We start from the raw sequence: 17,949 nt of genomic DNA on the forward strand, positions 1-17,949 counted from the left end.
GGTTCACCGAGGCGGCCCAACGGACTCCATCGGTTGTGCGGGGGATTCGATGATGACAGGGCGTAGGCGTACCGAGATCGCGAAGGCGGCGGCTGCCATGCCGATGCCGGCCCACAGGTTGGCGACGTCGCCGGTCTTGGCCCGGTTCGCGGCCGAGTCCATGACGAGCCCCATGATGATCAGGACGGTGCCGTAGAAGCCGATCAGTCCGGCGATGACGACGCGGATGTCGAAGGCGCCGGCCTTGCGGGGGCCGGCGTTTTCACTCGCGGCGCCGTGCCGGCTCGTGGCGAGCTGGTCGTCGGTCATGTAGCGGCTCCTTTCCGGTGAAGAAGGGCGGTCATCGGAAGATCACGTTGAGGGCGGTGACGAGCACCAGGGAGATGCCCGCGAGCTTCGCCTGCGCCTGGTACCAGGGCAGGCGGCTCGCCGCCGGATCGGTGCGCACCGTCTTGGGCGTCTCGGAGAAGACGAGCCCGCTGAGCTCCCTCGCCGGCTTGGGTGAGGTCATCAGGCTGACCACGACGCTCACCGCGATGTCCACGACGAACGCCACTCCCGCGGACACGAAGGCCGCTCCCTGTCCGGGCAGGTCGATGACGCCCAGCTCGTTGAGCAGCCATACGGTGACCGCGCCCAGCGTCCCGGACACCAGCCCCACCCATCCCGCGGTCGAGGTCATCCGCATCCAGAGGATGCCGAGGATGAAGGTTGGCGAACAGCGGAGCGTTGAAGAAGCCGAACAGGGTCTGGAGGTAGGTCATCAGGTTGCCGTAGCCGGCGGCGATGAACGCGGTGCCGATGGCCAGGAGCGTCGCGCCGACCGTGGCCCACCGGCCGACCTTCAGGTAGTAGCCGTCGGAGCGGCCCTTCTTCACGTACTGCTGCCACAGGTCATAGCTGAAGACGGTGTTGAAGGCCGAGATGTTGGCCGCCATGCCGGCCATGAACGCGGCGAGCAGGCCCGTCAGGGCGATGCCCAGCAGCCCGGTGGGGAGCACGTCGCGCATGAGCAGCAGGATCGAGTCGTTGTACGTGATGCCCGCGCCTTGATCGCCGGCCTTGAGCCGCACCACCTCGGGCACCAGCACCCCCGCGATCATCCCGGGGATCACCACGATGAACGGGATGAACATCTTCGGGAACGAGGCGATGATCGGCGTGCTGCGCGCGGCCGACATCGAGCTGGTGGCCATCGCGCGCTGGACCTCGACGAAGTTCGTCGTCCAGTAGCCGAAGGACAGCACGAAGCCCAGGCCGAAGACGATGCCGATGACGGACAGGACCGAGTTGCCGAACCCGGCCAGTTCGTTGCCCGGCCACGAGTTGAGCTGCTCAGCGCTGCCCCCTACGGCCGTCCGCACCCTGTCGACCAGGCCGCTGACACCGCCGACGCGGTGCAGCCCGATAAGGGTGAGCGGCAGCAGCGCGGCGACGATGACGAAGAACTGCAGGACCTCGTTGTAGATCGCCGCGGACAGCCCGCGTTCACCAGGTGTGCGCCCGGACCGAAGCGGCGGCGCATGAACTCGGGGACGCTGCGCACCTTGGACCCGTAGTAGAAGGGCATCATCACGATGCCGAGGAACAGCATGGCCGGGACCGCGCCGATCCAGTAGTAGTGCATGGTCGGCATGCCGTACTCGGCGCCGTTGGCCGACATTCCGATGACCTCGACGGCGCCGAGGTTCGCCGAGATGAAGGCCAGCCCGGTGATCCAGGCCGGCAGCGACCGCCCCGACAGGAAGAAGTCGAGACTGCTGGAGATCCTCCGGCGCGCGGCCACTCCGACCAGCAGGACGACGGCGAAATAGACGAAGATCAGCACATAGTCGACGAGTTCGGCGCCGATCCTCAGAGGGTTGTCCACAACCCCGGCCACGGTGAGCTCGACGCTCATGAGCGTTGCTCCGGTGGCATGTAGTCGAAGGTCGGGCCGGCCATGGTGCCGTCCTCGTCGGGCATCAGCATCAGGGCGTTGGCCTGGCCTTTGAGCGTGTACATGGTGCCGACAGCGGACCCGAGCAGTTTCGGGTCGCCGTTGAAGGCCTGCTCCAGCTGGTTCAACAGGGTGCAGTAGGTGCGGTTGAACTCTTCCTGTGCGGTACGGATCGCGCTGCCCGGGGCGTGATCGGACAGCCGCGGGTTGGGCCGCATCGGGCGCACGGCGGCCAGGTTCGTCGAAATCGGCTCGCCGGTAGGCCCGGACTGCGGGCTGTCGCCGCGCCGGTAGCGCCGGCCGAGTTTGAGCTCCTGGAAGCGGTAGTAGTGAGCGACCTCGTCCCGATCAGGGTGGAAAATGTCCTGGTCCCCGTCCCAGACCTCGCCCCGGGCCGTGCCCTCGTCCTGTTCGACGATCTCCTCCAGCGCCCCCAGCGCCGACTCCAGATCCTCCACCGCGAACAGCGACCCCGCGGTGTGCCGGAAATGGCTGCCGCTCACCTGGCGGGCGGGGTCGCCGCAGAAGACCTCCCGCTCGCCGAGTTTCTTGCACAGGTGACGCAGCCCTACTTCGATCGCGTCATAGAACTGCCCGATCGTCTCGTAGCCGTCGCCTTCCGCCGGGGCGCCGGGCGGTGCAGGCCGTTCCAGGCGCAGGAACATCTCCAGGGCCTCCGGGCCGAACGGGAGCAGCGACAGTTCCAAATCGCTGTGGGGCAGCCGTCGGGGAAACGCCGGCAACATCCCCGGCATGTCGAGGCGCGGCCGCCCGCCGACGGCGTTGAGCAGGTTCGCGACCAGGGCCAGGTGCAGCATCTCCTCGGCGAAGACGCCGCCCACCACCTCCATTGCCTCGGGGTTGCGCTCGGGGTCCAGGGAGTACAACGCGCACAAGTACGGCGGCAAGGTCGCGTGCTCCAGCTCGACCGCCCACTGCAGATGCTCACGCAGGCTGTCGAGCGTGTCGATCCGTGCTGACCCGGGAACAGCGACAGTCCCCTGTGGTTCCAGATTCTTCATCAGAGTTCTACCTCCCTTGACATCCATGAGTTCCGTATCGGCCACCGTCAGGCCGTGGCCAGCCGTTGGCGGGCGCGTATCCGGCGGCGCTCCTCCGGAGTGGTGCCGCCCCACATACCGTCCGCCTCGCCGGTGCGCACGGCCCAATCGAGGCAGGCCGCTCGTACGGGGCAGGTCTGGCAGATGTGCCGTGCCTGCTCCTCGCGTTGACCGGGATGGTCGTCCCACGTGATCGGGAAGAAGAGGCCGGGGTCCGTATCCTGACAGGCTGCGCTGTCCATCCAGCGCAGAGGGGATCGAGGCTCTCGGTGCTGATGAATCCGATGGACGGTCATGATCTCCACCTCATGAGCGATGGGTCGGTCTGGTCATTTCAGAGGTGCGCCTGTCTTCGGTGGCGGGCCGTAACAGGGAGCCGTTCACACCGATGGTTCGCCTCACCGGGCGCATGAGTGTGAAGCGCGTGGGGCCGGCAGGCGAGCCGGGGCCGGATGGGTCTCATCGGCGCGGCTGCCGGCCCAAGGGGGCGCCGGATCAGGCGCCGGCCCAAGAGAGCCGCCGGATCAGGCGGCTTGGTGGCGCTGCCAGTGCTCTTCGAGGACGGCGGCGACCTGCGCCGGCCGCTGCAGCAGCGGCCAGTGGTTGCAGTTGAGCTTGATCACACGTTCCGCCCGGATGGCCCGGCCCAGTTCGTCGGCGAACTCGACCTGACAGGCGGGGTCGCGTGCGCCCCAGAACACGAGGCCGGGCGCGGTCATCTTCGCCAGCTCGGGTTCCCACTCGCTGCCCATCCGCACTGCAGAGCGGTAGAGCTTGAGAATGCTGTCCTTCATCGGCGCGTCCACGTGCCGCACCATCTCCTGGGCCAGGTCAGCGGGCACCTCGAAGCCGCTGATCAGGTCGTCGGCGAAGCCCTGCGGCGTCAGCTCGGCCATGAAGCGGTCCCCTTCGACCGGGTCCTGCCAGACCTTGGCCAGCGGATGCCAGACGTACCGGGCGCTGGTGGGGCCGTTGCCACCGGCCCAGGTGCGTACCAGGTCGGGGCGCAACGACGCGACCCGGGCGGTGAGGATGCAGCCCCAGTCGTGGCCGACCAGGTCGACCGGCTCGCCGATCCTCTCCAGCCGGCCGATCAGCCACTCGGCGTACTCCTCCTTGGTGCTGCCGAAGCCGTCCGGGCGTGGAGCGCCGAAGCCCGGCAGGTCCCAGGCTTCCACGTCCGTGCGCGTCAGGTGCCGGCGGACGCCTGCCCAGACGCGGTGGGTGTCGGGGACGCCGTGAATGAGGATCGCGGGCATGGGAGTGTCACTCCTGCGCGTGGTGGACGGCGTCGAGAATGGCGGCGGTCACGGCGTCGGGCTCGGAGGCGGCGAGCGCGTGTGAGGCGCCGGCGACCTCACGGGTGCCTCGGGAGCCGGCGCGTTCGGCCATGAAGCGCAGAGCCGCGGCCGGGATGTTGAGGTCGCGCTCGCCGTGGACGAACCAGGACGGTGTGGTGCGCCAGGCGGGCTCGTCGGCTGTCAGGGCGTCGGTCAGTGCCTGCTCGGTGACCGGCCGCTGAGTCGCGGCCATCAGCGCGGCCTCGCCGGCCTCGAGGTCGGCGCAGAACTGGTGGTGGAATTTGTCCGTAGCGATGCGGAACTCGTTGCCGCCGGAGGCGACCGGGTAGGCCTCCAGCGCGCCGCCCAGGGTGCTGCCCTCGAACTTGCCGGACAGCAGGAACGCGCTCTCACCTGGCTCGGGGGCGAAGGCGGCGACGTAGACCAGGGCGCGCACCGCCGGGTTGCCCGCCGCGGCCTGGGTGATCACCAAGCCGCCATAGGAGTGTCCGACCAGCACGACCGGGCGGCCGATGCCGGAGATCACGTCCCGCACGTACGCGGCATCGCCCTCCACACTGCGCAGCGGGTTCGCCACGGCGACAGCGGTGAGCTGGTTGGTGTGCAGGCGCTGGATGACGCGGTTCCAGCTTGCGGACTCGGCGAAGGCGCCGTGGACCAGGACGATGACGGGCTGCTCGCTCACGAGGTGGCCTTTCCGGTGTTCAGGGCGGTCTTGAGGAATTCGATGGCCTGGGCGGTGGCACCGCGGGAGGCCTGGGTGTCGCGCAGCGGGTTGAGCATCATGAAGTCGTGCAGGGTGCCGTTGTAGCGGACGCTGGTGGTGGGGACGCCGGCCGCGGTGAGCTTGCGGGCGTAGGCCTCGCCCTCGTCACGCAGCACGTCGTTCTCGTCGACGATGATGAACGCGGGCGGCAGCCCGGCCAGCTCTTCCAAGCTGGCGCGCAGCGGCGAGGCGGTGATCTCCGCTCGCTGGGCGGGGTCGGTGGTGTAGGCGTCCCAGAACCAGGCCATCGCCCCGGCGGTCAGGTACGGGCCGTCGGCGAACTCGCGGTAGCTGTCGGTGTCCTGGGCGGCGTCGGTGACCGGGTAGTACAACGACTGGTGCACGAAGCGCACGTCGCCGCGGCGCTTGGCCAGGATGGTCAGCGCGGCGGCCATGTTGCCGCCGACCGAGTCACCGGCGACCGCCAGCCGGGAGGCGTCCATGCCCTCTTCGGCGCCGCGCTTCGTGATCCATAGGGCGGTGGCGTAGGCCTGCTCGATCGCGACCGGGTAGCGGGCTTCGGGCGAGCGGTCGTATTCGACGAAGACCACCGCCGCGCCGGCCCCGACGGCGAGCTCGCGTACGAGCCGGTCGTGGGTGCCGGCGTTGCCGAGGACCCACCCGCCGCCGTGCACGTACAGGACGGCGGGCAGCACACCTGTCGTTCCGGCGGGTTTGACGATCCGTACGCGCACGTCGCCGACCTCGGCCGGGACGATGATCCACTTCTCGTCGACCTCGAGCTTGTCGACCGGGGCGGCCTGCAGGTCATCGAGCACCTTGCGGGCGCCGTCGGTCCCCAGCTCGTACAGGAAGGGAGGCTTGGAGGTCGCGTCGGCGAGCTCCTGCGCCGCCGGCTCCAGGACGTTGTCGTTCATGCGGAGTTCTCCGTTCCATCTCACTCACCAGGGTTGGGAGTGATTCGCCCACTTAGACAGGGCAGCCCCCTGAATCCGTGACAGCGGGGAATCGAGAAAGATGGAAGGGATCGCTCTGGTCGGCGCAGAGCCTCAGGCCGTGGCCGCCGTGCCTTCGATCTGCGAGGTGCGGATCTGTTTGCGGGACACGATGCCGAGCTTCGCGAAGACCTTGCGCAAGTGCCATTCGACGGTGTGCGGGCTGATGAAGAGCTGAGCGCCGATCTCGGGGTTCGTCAGCCCGTCACCGGCCAGGCGCGCTATCTGCGCTTCCTGGGCGGTGAGAGTGACGCGCTCCTCGGCGGTGCGCTTGCGTACCGTCTCGCCGGTGGCCTGAAGCTCGCGCCGGGCGCGTTCCCCGAACGCCTCGGCCCCCATCTGGCTGAACATCTCGTAGGCGATGCCCAGTTGCTCGCGTGCGTCGACGCGGCGGTTCTCCCGGCGCAGCCACTCGCCGTAGAGCAGTCGGCTGCGGGCCAGCGTCACCCTGACCTCGGTGCGGCTGAGCCGCTCGATTGCCTCTCGGTAGAGAGTCTCGGCGGCCGGGCCGTCGCTGACCTGGGCGCGCACGCACGCCGAGGTGCCGAGGGCCCAGTCGGTGCCACTGGCCTGTGCCATCTCGTCGAGTCGCTGGGCGGCTTCGGCAGCGCGGGCCGGCCTTCCGCTCCGGGCTGCGGCCTCGACGAGCTCGATCAAGGACCTGATGAACGGGCCTCCGAACTCCTGTGGGTGCTCGGAGCCGCGCTCGGCCGCGGCGTAGGCCTCCTCATAGCGACCAAGGCCGTTGTAGAGCACCGAGCTCGCCCATTGGGTGGCGGTAACCACCTTGCCTTCCCCTTGCAGGGCCGCCTCTCGCGTGAGCGCTTCGATCGCCTGACGTGTCGCGGATTCCCGGCCCCTCCAGGGCTCGAGCACCAGGGCTGCGTATTGGGCGAAGAAGCGGCTGCCTGTCACCTCACCAATCGTCACCGCCTCAGCGAGCAGCGCATCGGCGGCGGCAAGCTCGCCGGCGAGGGCCCGATTCGACACGAGCATGTGGAGAGCCAACGGCAGCACCGACAGAGCCCCTGTCTCGCGTGCCAGGTCGACCAGCCTTGCCGAGAGCACCGACCAGTTGTCGAAGTCCCAGACGTTATGGGCCATGCGGCACGCGAACGAGAGCCAGCCAAGGCCCTCTTCCCTGGAGACGCCTTCGGCGCGGAAGGCGTTCAGGGCCCGCAGCACCATCGGCGCGCCCGCCGCGTAACCCTCAGTGGCCACCACGGCCACGCCTTGCAGGAACAGATCGTTGCGCTCCGGTGGCGGCCCCGGCGGTGCGGCGAGCGTCGCCTTGGCGACGTCCACCAATTGAGCGCCGCTCGGCAGCCGGCCGGCCGTCATCGCCGCGTTCAGTGCGTCACGATAGGTCTCGCGAGCCAGTCCGGGGTCCAGCGGCTCGAGTTGCTTGCCGGCTCTGAGCAACAGTGGCAAGGCGGCGCCGGCACTGGTGGAGGCGAACACGATCTGACCGCGCAGCAGCTTGGACTGGGCGAGTCCGCGTGCGTCCAGGGGGCTGAGTTCCGCCGCGTCCAGCAGCTGGAGTGCGGTGTCGTACCCGCCGGCCTGATGCTTGGCCCGTGCCGCCGCCAACGCTCTGGCTCCGCGGCGTGCGGGATCGGGGGTCAGCTGGGCCGCCCGCTCGAGGAACGCGGCCGCCGCCGCCACCCCGCCGCGCGCCTGCGCCCGATCGGCGGAGCGCTCCAGCTCGGCGGCCACCGTCTCGTCCGGGCCGGCCGTCGCGCCGGCCAGATGCCACGCCCGGCGGTCGGGATCCGACTGGGGATCGGTCGCGTCGGCCAGCGCGCGGTGCACGCTCTGCCGATCCTGCGAGGCCGCCACGCGATAGGCCGCCGAGCGCACGAGGGGATGACGGAAACGCACCCGGGTCCCCATGGTGATCAGCCCCGCCGCTTCGGCCGGCGATGCCGCGGCCACGTCGATTCCCATCAGCTCTGCCGCTCGCGTCAACACGGTCACATCGCCCACCGGCTCGGCCGCCGCGATCAGCAGCAGCTGCTGCGTCTCGGCCGGTAGCGATCGGATCCGTCGCAGGAAGCTCTGCTCGATCTGGCTGGCCAGCGGCCGCGCGTCGGGCCGCCCGAACCCACCCGCCAGCTCCGCCGGCGTCAATCCCCGGGGCAGCTCGAGCAGGGCCAGCGGGTTTCCCCGCGTCTCGGCGACGATCCGGTCCCGGACCCGCTCGTCGAGTCGTCCAGGAATCACGGAGTCCAGCAGGGCGCGGGCGTCGCTGTCGCTCAACCGTCCCACCTCGAGCCGCGGCAATCCCGTCAACTCGGGTTCGAGGCCGGGCTCGCGCACCGCGAGCACCAGCCCGATCCGCTCCGCGAGCAGGCGCCGCGCGACGAAGGCGAGGGTCTGCGCGGAGACTTTGTCCAGCCACTGGGCGTCATCGACGAGGCAGATCAGCGGCTCCTTCTCGGCCGCGTCGGCGAGCAGGCTGAGCACCGCGAGCCCGACCAGGAAGCGGTCCGGTGGAGTCCCCGCGCTCAGGCCGAACGCCGTCTCCAGCGCGTGGCGCTGCGGCTCCGGCAGGTGATCAAGCTGATCCAGAAACGGGGCACACAGCTGATGCAGGCCGCCGAAGGCCAGCTCCATCTCGGACTCGACGCCCGCCGCCCTCGTGATCCGGCAGCCGGACGCGCTGCTCCGCGTGTACTCCAGCAGCGCCGTCTTGCCGATGCCGGCCTCGCCGCGCAGGACGAGGACCGAGCTATGGCCGGCCTGCACCGTCGCCACGAGTTGGTCCAGCGTCTCGCACTCGAGCTGCCGCCCACGAAGCTGCAACCCGGGATCCCTGCTTGCCATGGGCACTGCCCCCCGCCGACCGTCTGCCCGTTGATCGATGACTGTCGAACATAGGAGGCTACCGGCGCTCCGTCTTGGATCGACGGGCAGCCTACCGTTCTGATGTTAACCGGGCAATTTGCCCTTGACACCTGCCGTGGACGGCACACACACCACGGGACCCCAGTCTCCGGACCAGGGTACCCACCAGGCTCTTCCCAGGGCGCGATAGAGGGGCCAGGGAAACGACCGTAGTCCCAGTTGCATCGCCGGATGCTGGGGGCGAACGGAGCCGATCGTGACCATGAACGTGTTGGAGTCGTACAGAGACCACGTGGAGCAGACCGATGACCGGTCGCTCAGAAGATGCGACGGAGCCACATCGGTGTTCGTCAGCGCAGCGCCCCGGCTCTTCGCGATCGGTCTGCGCGTCCTGCAGGACGTGGGCGAGGCCGAGGACGTGGTGCAGGAGACGTGGCTGCGATGGGTCCGCGCCGACCGCTCGGTCGTCGTCAGCCCGCCCGCATTCCTCGCGCTGACCACCACGAGGCTCGCCATCAATGTCGCCCAGTCCGCCCGCTGGCGCCGCGAGACCTCCGCCGGCCCCTGGCTTCCCGAGACGACGGACCGCGCTGTCAGCCCCGAGACGGCAGCCGAACGACGCGAGGCGGTCGACACCGTGATCCGGCTGCTGCTGGAGAGACTGACCCCCGCCGAACGAGCGGTCTATCTCCTACGCATAGCCTTCGAGTACCCGTACCGCCGGATCTCCGAGATCCTCGACCTGGGCGAAGACCACGCGCGGCAACTCGTGCGTCGCGCCCGCGACCACCTCGCCAACGAGCGACGCCACCAGGTGAGCACCGCCGCGCACCGGCGCCTCGTACGGGCGTTCCTCGCCGCCGCGCAGAACGGCGACCTCGCCGACCTGGAAGAACTGCTCGCCGCCGACGCCGCCCGCTAGGTTGTGCAGGAGCTTTCCCACGCCTCCGGCGTGAGCGTGCGAGCCATCGGAGACATGGAACGCGGCATCAGCCGCGGCCCACAACGGCGAACAGTGCAGGCGCTGGCCGAAGCGGGTCAGCGGTGCCCTTGGCCTACACACGAGAAGTTCTTGGCCTGGCTGACGTCACCATGGCCTTTGTACTTCGGCCACAGCGGGTATTCGCACAACGGGCGGGTGCGGTTCTTTGCGGCGGGGTTGGCGTCGGTCGCCACTGGGTTGGCCGGAGGGTTGTTTCGGCTCGTCCAGTCGTCCAGGGCTGTGAGAGAGTCCCAGGCCAGGTCGAAGCGTCCGATCCCGTGGGCGTAGCCTCCCACCACGTAGTAGCGCACGAAGCGGCGGATCGATGGACCGTAGCGTTCGGCCATCCGTTCGTAGTAGGCGTTGGTCAATGCTTCCGGGACCGCCATGTCGGTGGTGCCCTGGACGATGATGAGCTTGCCCCCGTGGTGTGCGAAACGGTCGATGTCGGGGTTCGTCGCGTTGAGGAGCCCGGACAGTTCCTTGACGCGCTTCTCGTACTGGCGATAGTCGAAATTCACCAAGGAGCCGTCGGCGTTCTGCTGAATGAAGTAGCGGATCACCGGAGCGAAGAGCGTGTGGTAGCCGGTGGCTTCACCATTTCCCGCACTGTCGAGCATCAGGGGGGCGAGATCGGCGCCCCGCAAGACGGGATAGGGGCCTATCCCGGTGACTCCGTTCGCCAGCGAGAACGCGAGGCTGTAGCGGGAGGCCGCTGTCTGCAGGGTTTGGATCTGAGTCTCGGACAGACAGGTGTCTGAGTTGTCGGTTCCGCCTGGGCAGCGGAGCGACTCGACGGAGAAGGCATCGTCGCAACCCCGGACATTGGAGATCACTCCGTCGACGGCACCGTCGAGTTTGTCGCACGTGCCGTAGACGGCGTCGGTGACTAATTGCTGCTTTGCGGGGTTGAGATAGCCGCCGGGACGGCCGTATGCCTGTTGCCATATGTGGTACCAGCTGAGCACCATCGCCTGGTTCTCAATGGCCGGGTAGTAGGCGATGATCCCGTCGTAATCGTCACCGTATCGCTGGGCGGCGATGAGTGCCTCGTGTCCTCCCTTGGAGGCTCCCACGTAGTACTGCTTATCGGGGTGTTTGCCGTAGTACCTGTTCACGATGGTGATGACGGCATCACGGGTGCGTTTGACGCTCTGTCCGGACCAATTGGCGAGCGCCTCCTTGTTCAAAGCAAAGGACCCGGTGGGGCTGGTGCCCACGGCGGTGCCTCCGTCGCTCCCGAACGTGACGTAGCCACGGTTGATCGGTGGCTGTCCCTGTGCCGGGTCGTCATTGACGAAGCCGGGGGCCACGCCGAGCCCGGTGACGACGATGCCGTTGAAGCCGCTGCCGCCGAACTGCACCGACTTCCTGTTCCAAGAGGTCGGCAGGTTGACCTGGAAGCTGATGTCAGGTGCCGTGGCATCGAAGCTGTGCACCCTGCCCTGGGCCAGGCAGAACTCGGGCCGGCCGGCGGCCGGGTCGGCGCTGTTGAGCGTCGCGGAGTCGACCTCGCCGCCGCGGGTGGGCAGGCCGATGTCCGCAGCGTCCACGCGTAGTCCCGTGAGTAACGCGCACCTGGTCGCAGCGTCGGTCACGATCGTCCGCGCCGGGTCTGCGGCCGGGGCGGCGGCGGCCGGGGAAGGACCTTGAAGCATTCCGAGACATGCTGCGGTCAGCGCGGTGATGGCGGTTGCGAAGATGTGTCTTTTCATATGTCTTCCGGGGAGTAGTACTTCGCTTCTTCCTGCTTGTGGTCGTGAGCATCCAAACGTATGCGTGTCCTCCCGCGCTCGCTGGGGCCAACGTCCCCGGTGGGAGCAGCAAACTTGGCCTGGCGTGTGTCCGGGGTGTATGCAGAGTCATGTAATTAGGACAAAAAGGCGGGGGACCGTGGACCAACGTAAGTGGGGCGCCGGGCACGGTGAGAACGTCGGGCTGCTCGGTCGGAGGTCGGAGTGTGCTCTCCTCGATCAGCTGATCGCGGCCGTCCGCATGGGGGAGAGCCGCGTGCTCGTGGTGCACGGCGCGCCGGGAGTCGGAAAGTCGGCGCTGCTGGAGTACGCGGAGAACGCGGCGGCCGGCATGCGGGTGCTGCGTGCGGTCGGTGTCGAGTCCGAGATGGAATTGGCCTTCGCCACATTGCATCAGTTATGTGCGCCGCTGCTGGATCGGCTGGAGAACCTTCCCGCGCCGCAGCGCGATGCGCTCGAGACGGTGTTCGGGATGCGAGGGGGGTCGCCGCCCGAACGCTTCCTGGTCGGGCTGGCCGTACTGAGTCTGCTGTCGGACGCCTCGGAGGGGAGTCCCCTGCTCTGTGTGGTCGACGACGCGCAGTGGATGGACAGGGCCTCGGCGCAGGTCCTCGGCTTCGTCGCCCGGCGGCTGCTTGCGGAGTCGGTCGCCCTCGTCTTCGGCTCTCGGCAGCGGTCCAAGGATTTGCTCGGCCTACCGGAGCTGGAGGTCACCGGGCTGAAGGCCGCAGACGCACACGCTCTGCTGAGCTCGGTGACGCGCGTCCGGATCGATCAGCAGATCCGCGATCGGTTCGTCGCCGAGACCAAGGGCAACCCACTTGCCTTGCTGGAGCTACCGCGTGAGCTGGCCATGACCCGGACGGCGGGCGGATTCGGCCTCCTGGGCACCGACACGCTGCCGGGCCGGATCGAGCAGAGCTTCCTGGCCCGGATCGAAGGCTTGCCGGAGCAGACCCGGTTGCTCCTGCTGATCGCCGCCGCCGAGCCGGTCGGCGACCCCTCGCTGGTGTGGCGTGCCGCCGAACGACTGGGCGTCACGCCGGCGACGGCCCTGGCAGGCGGGACGGATGGGCTGCTGGAGTTCAACGTACGGGTGATCTTCCGTCACCCGCTCGTGCGGTCGGCCGTGTACGGGTCTGCGACGGCAGCGAATCGCCGGGCGGTGCATCTGGCGCTGGCGGAGGTCACCGACGCGGGAACCGACCCGGATCGCCGCGCCTGGCACCTCGCGTCCGCCGCGCCCGGACCCGATGAGGCCGTCGCCGCCGAACTTGAACGGTCCGCCGACCGGGCGCAGGCGCGCGGTGGGCTGGCCGCCGCGGCGGCGTTCCTGCAGCGATCCGTGGCACTGACCATCGACACCTCGCAGAGCGTCGACCGCGCGCTGGCGGCTGCGGACGCGAGCCTTCAAGCCGGTGACGTCGACGCCGCGCGGCGATTCGCCGACATCGCGGACGGCGGCACGCAGAGCGAGTATCAGTGCGCTCGATCACATCTCGTACGAAGTATGATCACGTTCGCGGCCGGCCTCAACAAGGAGGCGCCGCCGATGTTGCTGACGGCCGCGCAGCGGCTCGAACCCTTCGACATGGACCTCGCGCGGGAGACCTACCTGACCGCGTGGTGTACGGCGGCATTGGCCACCGCGGATCCGGACAGCGTCACGGCGATCTCCCGGGCGATGCGCGAACTTCCCCCTCCGCACGGTGGTCCGCGTGCCCTCGATCTCGTGATCGAGGGCTACGCGCTGCTCATCACCGACGACCGGAGCGCCGCGCTCCCCCCGTTGCAAAAGGCGATGACCACGCTCAAGAACCATCCCGTGCAGGACTTCCTGAAGTGGGGCTGGGCGGCCTGTAGCGCGAGCCCGATCCTCTGGGACGACCGGGGCATGCGCGAGCTTTTCCTCAGGGTGGTCGCGGAGGTGCGTACGGCCGGCGCCCTGACCGAGCTTCCCCTCTATCTCTCCGGGTTGGGCACCATGACCGTGCTGAACGGCGAATTCGCCGCCGCGGCCGCGATCGTCGCCGAATCCGAAGCCGTCGACGCCGAAACGGGCGTGCCCATGGCGCAGTACACCAAGCTCTTTTTGGCGGCGATGCAGGGAAAGGAGGCCGAGGCCTCGTCGCTGATCGCCGCCGCGATCGAACAGGCAGGCGCGGACGGCCAGTTGAATGCCGTCGCGGGCGCTCAGTGGGCGGCCGCGGTCCTTTACAACGGTCTCGCCCGATATGAGCATGCGTTGCCGGCGGCCCAGGCCGGCGCCGGGACCGCCAACCTGATTCTCTCCCAGTGGGTGCTGCCCGAACTCGTCGAGGCGGCAGCGCGCGTCGGAGACCACACGGTCGCACAGGGTGCGCTCGACGGTATAGCGGATGCGGCAGAGCCGTGCGACACCGACTGGGCACAGGGTTTGCTGGCTCGCTGCCGGGCGCTGCTGAGCGACGCCGCCGCCGCGGACGGCCTCTACCGCGAAGCGATCGAGCGGTTGGAACGGACGCTGCTGCGTCCAGACTTGGCGCGCGCTCACCTGCTGTACGGCGAGTGGTTGCGCAGGAACCGTCAGCGGGCCGAGGCGCGGGCTCACCTGCGTACCGCGTACGAGATGTTCGTGTCGATCGGGATGGAGGCGTTCGCCGAGCGGGCCCGCCGCGAGCTGCTCGCCACGGGCGAGACCGTCCGCAAGCGCAAGAACGGGGCCTCGACGAGTGACGAGTTGACGGCGCAGGAGAAACAGATCGCCCTGCTCGTGCGGGACGGCCTGTCCAACCCGGAGATCGGGGCTCGTCTCTTCCTGAGCCCCCGTACGGTCGAGTGGCACCTCCGCAAGGTCTTCGCCAAGCTCGGGATCAGCTCCAGAAGGGAGCTCGGCGACGCCCTGTCCCGTGGACAGTAGCGATGACGCAGTCCCTGGTCCCGGTTGACCAGTGACACTCCCTGGTGCGATCCGGCAGCCGATTACGCGATTCTCGCGTGTCGGCATTTCGCCCGAACGCAGGAGGAGCGGTCATGGACATGAAGCTTGAAGTCGTCGTGGTGCCGGTCTCGGACGTCGACCGAGCCAAGAACTTCTACACGGCGCTGGGCTGGCGGCTCGATGTCGACATCACCACCGGTGGGGACTTCCGGGTGGTGCAGGTGACCCCGCCCGGCTCGTCGGCGTCGATCACCTTCGGCACGTCGGTCACGTCTCAGACGCCGGGCACGGCTCAGGGCCTGCACCTGGTCGTCAACGACATCCACGCCGCGTACGACGAGCTCAAGCGGCTCGGCGCCGACCCGAGCGAGGTGTTCCACGATGCCGGCGGCGTCTTCCATCACGCCGGGACCGACGCCCGGGTGCCCGGCCCGGCTCCGCAGCGCAGAAGCTATGGCTCGTTCCTGTCGTTCAGCGACCCGGACGGCAACGGCTGGGTGCTGCAGGAGGTGACCACCCGGCGCCCGGGACGGCTGGACCCGTCGGTCACCACGTTCGCCTCGACGTCGGACCTCGCGAGCGCGCTGCGCCGTGCCGCGGCCGCGCACGGCGAGCACGAGAGGCGCAGCGGTGCGGAGGACCCGAACTGGCCGGACTGGTACGCCGGCTACATGGCGAGCGAACAGGCCGGAACCGACCTGCCGTCGTGAGCGCTTCCGCCCACCGTGCCGAGGCCTATCAGCAAATGATCCGCGGCGACGCCCGCTTCCGCGTCGTCCTCGACCCAAGGGAATGAGGCAGACATGTACGATCGGCCGCTGGACGGAGCCGTCGCGCTCGTCACCGGCGCCAGCAGCGGAATCGGCGCCGCGACCGCGCGCCGCCTCGCCCGTGAGGGCTCGGCGGTAGCCCTGGTCGCCCGTCGCCGCGACCGCCTGGACCAGGTGGTGTGCGACATCGCGAAGCTGGGCGGAGAGGCGGTCGCGTTGGAGGCCGACATCACCGAGCCCGAACGCGCCGACGACATGGTGCAGGACACGCTGGATCGGTTCGGACGCCTGGACATCCTGGTCAACAACGCCGGGATCATGCTGCTCAACTCGGCGCTGCATACCACCATCGAGGAGTGGGATCGGATGATCTCGCTCAACGTGGCGGCGTTGTTGCGCGTCACGCACGCCGCCATCCCGCACCTGATCTACGCGGCGTCGACATCCCCGCGGCAGGTGGCGGATCTGGTGAACGTCAGCTCGACGGCCGGGCGAGTCGCCCGGCCGGGGAGCAGCGTCTATGGCCTCACCAAGTCCGGCCTGAACGCGTTCACCGAATCGCTGCGCCAGGAACTGCTCAGCGAACGCGTCCGGGTCAGCGTGGTGGAGCCGGGCACCGTGGACACCGAACTGGTGAACCACCTCAGCGACACCACCCAGGACGCGGCCCGCCGACAACTCGGCGGAATGGAAGCGCTGCGGCCGGAGGACGTCGCGGACGCAATCAGCTACATCGTCACGCGAGAGCGGCGGGTCGCCGTCAACGAGATGCTGGTCCGTGCCGGCGACCAAACATGGTAGCGGCGCCTGGCCGGCGTTTCCGCTGACCAGAGGCTCACATCGGCATGGTTGTCACAAATGACGCTGCTACCCGGTCTTGTTTCCGGAATCGCTTTCTTCGATGTGGCCAAAGGAGCACCATGCACCCGCCAGAGAAACGGATCGCCACGTCGGTCCTGGTCATCGGTACGGGAGGGGCCGGGCTACGGGCCGCCATCGAACTCGCCGAGCGCGGTGTCGGCGTCCTGGCGGTCGGCAAACGGCCGAAGGCGGACGCGCACACCTCGCTCGCGGCCGGCGGCATCAATGCGGCACTCGCCACGATGGACCCCGAGGACACCTGGCGACAGCACGCGGCGGACACCCTCAAGGAGAGCTACTTCCTGGCCAACCCGCAGACCGTGCAAATCGTCACCGAGGGGGCCGCACGGGGCATCGAAGACCTCCAGCGCTGGGGCATGCCGTTCGCCCGAGAGCAGGATGGGCGCATCTCGCAGCGCTTCTTCGGCGCCCACACCTATCGGCGCACCGCCTACGCCGGCGACTACACCGGACTCGAGATCCAGCGCACCCTGATCAACCGCGCGGCGCAGCTCGAAGTCCCGGTCCTCGACACCGTTTACATCACGCGCATCCTCGTCCGCGACAACGCGGTCTTCGGCGCCTACGGGTTCGACCTGACCGACGGCAGCCGCTATGTCATCCATGCCGACGCCGTGATCCTGGCCGCCGGCGGCCACACCAGGATCTGGCGGCGCACCTCCTCCCGCAGGGACGAGAACACCGGCGACTCCTTCCGCCTCGCCGTCCTGGCCGGATGCCGCATCCGCGACGCCGAACTGGTGCAGTTCCACCCGTCCGGGCTCATCGCACCCGAGAACGCGGCCGGCACCCTGGTGTCCGAAGCGGCCCGGGGCGAGGGCGGAATCCTGCGTAACCAGCTCGGCGAGCGGTTCATGTCCCGGTACGACCCCGAGCGCATGGAGTTGTCCACGCGCGACCGCGTCTCGCTGGCCGCGTACACAGAAATCAAACAAGGCCGCGGGACCCCGAACGGCGGCGTCTGGCTGGATGTGTCACATCTGCCGCGCGAGACGATCATGACGCGGTTGCCGCGCGTCTACCAGACGCTCCTGGAACTGCAGATGCTCGACATCACCAAGCATCCGATCGAGATCGCACCGACCGCGCACTACTCCATGGGCGGAGTGTGGGTGCGCCCCGAGGACCATGGCACGGGCGTCGACGGCCTGTACGCGATCGGCGAGGCCGCCAGCGGCCTGCACGGCGCCAACCGCCTCGGCGGCAATTCCCTCATCGAACTCCTCGTCTTCGGCCGCATCGTCGGACAGGCGGCGGCCGAGTATTCCGCGGGCCTCGACGCCCAGCGCCGCTCGGCCGAGGCGCTCGACGCGGCACGGGCGGAGGTGGACGAGCTCCTGGCCGCCGACGGCCCCGAGAACGTGCGCTCACTGCAGCGAGCCCTCCGCGACATCATGACCGAGCATGCCGGCGTGGTACGCGACGAGGGTGGCCTGCGGAAAGGCCTCGCCGAACTCGCCGCGGTAGAGGCGCGCATCGCCGACGTCGGCGTGCATCCGGACCTCGCCGGCTTCCAGGACCTGGCGCACGCTTTCGACCTGAAGTCCGCGGCGCTCGCCGCACGCGCGACGATCGAGACCGCACTCGAGCGTCGCGAGACCCGCGGCTGCCACAACCGCTCCGACTACCCGGACCTCGACCCCGCGCTGCAGGTCAACCTCGTGTGGTCCGGTCCCGGATCGGTGGAGCGGGAGGCCATCCCGCCGATTCCCGGCGAGATCGCGGCGCTCATGCGCGAGGTATCCACCGTCGGAAAGCTCGTCGAGTAGCC

Annotated in this window: 15 protein-coding genes and 1 pseudogene; 5 read left to right on the forward strand and 11 right to left on the reverse strand. The window is 68.9% G+C overall.

From position 1 onward, the window contains the following. Positions 1–3: 3 nt before the first annotated feature. From ACTWQA_RS49710 to ACTWQA_RS49755, 10 genes and pseudogenes are all read right to left on the reverse strand, one after another. A complete protein-coding gene (locus tag ACTWQA_RS49710) occupies positions 4–309 on the reverse strand; it encodes a hypothetical protein (protein ID WP_443165825.1) in 306 nt (101 codons plus the stop codon). Between the two features lie 31 nt (positions 310–340). Continuing rightward, the gene (locus ACTWQA_RS49715; protein WP_443165826.1) at positions 341–682 is read right to left on the reverse strand and encodes a hypothetical protein; all 342 of its coding nucleotides are present in this window, start codon (positions 680–682) and stop codon (positions 341–343) included. Between the two features lie 91 nt (positions 683–773). Beyond that, positions 774–1,454 (reverse strand): annotated as a pseudogene (locus tag ACTWQA_RS49720) (sodium:solute symporter family transporter); the annotation flags it as partial. Next, positions 1,349–1,900 carry a sodium:solute symporter family transporter gene (locus tag ACTWQA_RS49725; protein ID WP_443165827.1) on the reverse strand — a complete coding sequence of 184 codons (552 nt, stop codon included), beginning with the start codon at positions 1,898–1,900 and terminating at the stop codon, positions 1,349–1,351. The gene ACTWQA_RS49725 and the pseudogene ACTWQA_RS49720, both read right to left, overlap by 106 nt. Continuing rightward, the gene (locus tag ACTWQA_RS49730; RefSeq protein ID WP_443165828.1) at positions 1,897–2,961 is read right to left on the reverse strand and encodes a ferritin-like domain-containing protein; all 1,065 of its coding nucleotides are present in this window, start codon (positions 2,959–2,961) and stop codon (positions 1,897–1,899) included. The genes ACTWQA_RS49725 and ACTWQA_RS49730 overlap by 4 nt, the downstream gene beginning before the upstream one ends. A gap of 47 nt (positions 2,962–3,008) precedes the next feature. Beyond that, complete coding sequence (locus ACTWQA_RS49735) at positions 3,009–3,242, reverse strand: WhiB family transcriptional regulator (RefSeq protein ID WP_443165829.1); 234 nt, start codon at positions 3,240–3,242, stop codon at positions 3,009–3,011. Positions 3,243–3,524: 282 nt separating this feature from the next. After that, positions 3,525–4,259, reverse strand: coding sequence for an alpha/beta fold hydrolase (locus ACTWQA_RS49740; RefSeq protein ID WP_443165830.1), 735 nt, complete (start codon positions 4,257–4,259; stop codon positions 3,525–3,527). Between the two features lie 7 nt (positions 4,260–4,266). Next, positions 4,267–4,986: an alpha/beta fold hydrolase gene (locus ACTWQA_RS49745; protein WP_443165831.1), complete on the reverse strand. Its 720-nt coding sequence runs from the start codon at positions 4,984–4,986 to the stop codon at positions 4,267–4,269. Beyond that, a complete protein-coding gene (locus ACTWQA_RS49750) occupies positions 4,983–5,945 on the reverse strand; it encodes an alpha/beta hydrolase (RefSeq protein ID WP_443165832.1) in 963 nt (320 codons plus the stop codon). Before ACTWQA_RS49750 ends, ACTWQA_RS49745 begins: the two co-directional genes overlap by 4 nt. A 132-nt stretch (positions 5,946–6,077) precedes the next feature. Further along, the gene (locus ACTWQA_RS49755) at positions 6,078–8,849 is read right to left on the reverse strand and encodes an AAA family ATPase (RefSeq protein ID WP_443165833.1); all 2,772 of its coding nucleotides are present in this window, start codon (positions 8,847–8,849) and stop codon (positions 6,078–6,080) included. 283 nt (positions 8,850–9,132) lie between these two features. On the opposite strand from ACTWQA_RS49755, the gene ACTWQA_RS49760 reads away from it, so the two are divergent. After that, positions 9,133–9,792 (forward strand): sigma-70 family RNA polymerase sigma factor, encoded by a 660-nt coding sequence (locus tag ACTWQA_RS49760; protein ID WP_443165852.1) that lies wholly within the window; start codon positions 9,133–9,135, stop codon positions 9,790–9,792. Between the two features lie 116 nt (positions 9,793–9,908). Here ACTWQA_RS49760 and ACTWQA_RS49765 read toward each other — a convergent pair whose 3' ends face one another. Continuing rightward, complete coding sequence (locus tag ACTWQA_RS49765; protein WP_443165834.1) at positions 9,909–11,405, reverse strand: tannase/feruloyl esterase family alpha/beta hydrolase; 1,497 nt, start codon at positions 11,403–11,405, stop codon at positions 9,909–9,911. Between the two features lie 340 nt (positions 11,406–11,745). Here ACTWQA_RS49765 and ACTWQA_RS49770 point away from each other — a divergent pair, with 340 nt between their 5' ends. The 4 genes from ACTWQA_RS49770 to ACTWQA_RS49785 all read left to right on the forward strand — a co-directional run bounded on the left by ACTWQA_RS49770 (position 11,746) and on the right by ACTWQA_RS49785 (position 17,947). Beyond that, positions 11,746–14,505 carry an ATP-binding protein gene (locus ACTWQA_RS49770; RefSeq protein ID WP_443165835.1) on the forward strand — a complete coding sequence of 920 codons (2,760 nt, stop codon included), beginning with the start codon at positions 11,746–11,748 and terminating at the stop codon, positions 14,503–14,505. Between the two features lie 113 nt (positions 14,506–14,618). Continuing rightward, positions 14,619–15,236: a VOC family protein gene (locus ACTWQA_RS49775; protein ID WP_443165836.1), complete on the forward strand. Its 618-nt coding sequence runs from the start codon at positions 14,619–14,621 to the stop codon at positions 15,234–15,236. A 93-nt stretch (positions 15,237–15,329) separates the two neighbouring features. Then, positions 15,330–16,097: an SDR family oxidoreductase gene (locus ACTWQA_RS49780; RefSeq protein ID WP_443165837.1), complete on the forward strand. Its 768-nt coding sequence runs from the start codon at positions 15,330–15,332 to the stop codon at positions 16,095–16,097. Between the two features lie 119 nt (positions 16,098–16,216). Then, entirely contained in the window at positions 16,217–17,947 is a 1,731-nt protein-coding gene (locus ACTWQA_RS49785) for an L-aspartate oxidase (protein WP_443165838.1), read from the forward strand. The last annotated feature ends 2 nt before the right edge of the window (positions 17,948–17,949 follow it).

The sequence above is a fragment of the Nonomuraea sp. 10N515B genome (assembly GCF_052245915.1).
Taxonomy (GTDB): Bacteria; Actinomycetota; Actinomycetes; order Streptosporangiales; family Streptosporangiaceae; genus Nonomuraea.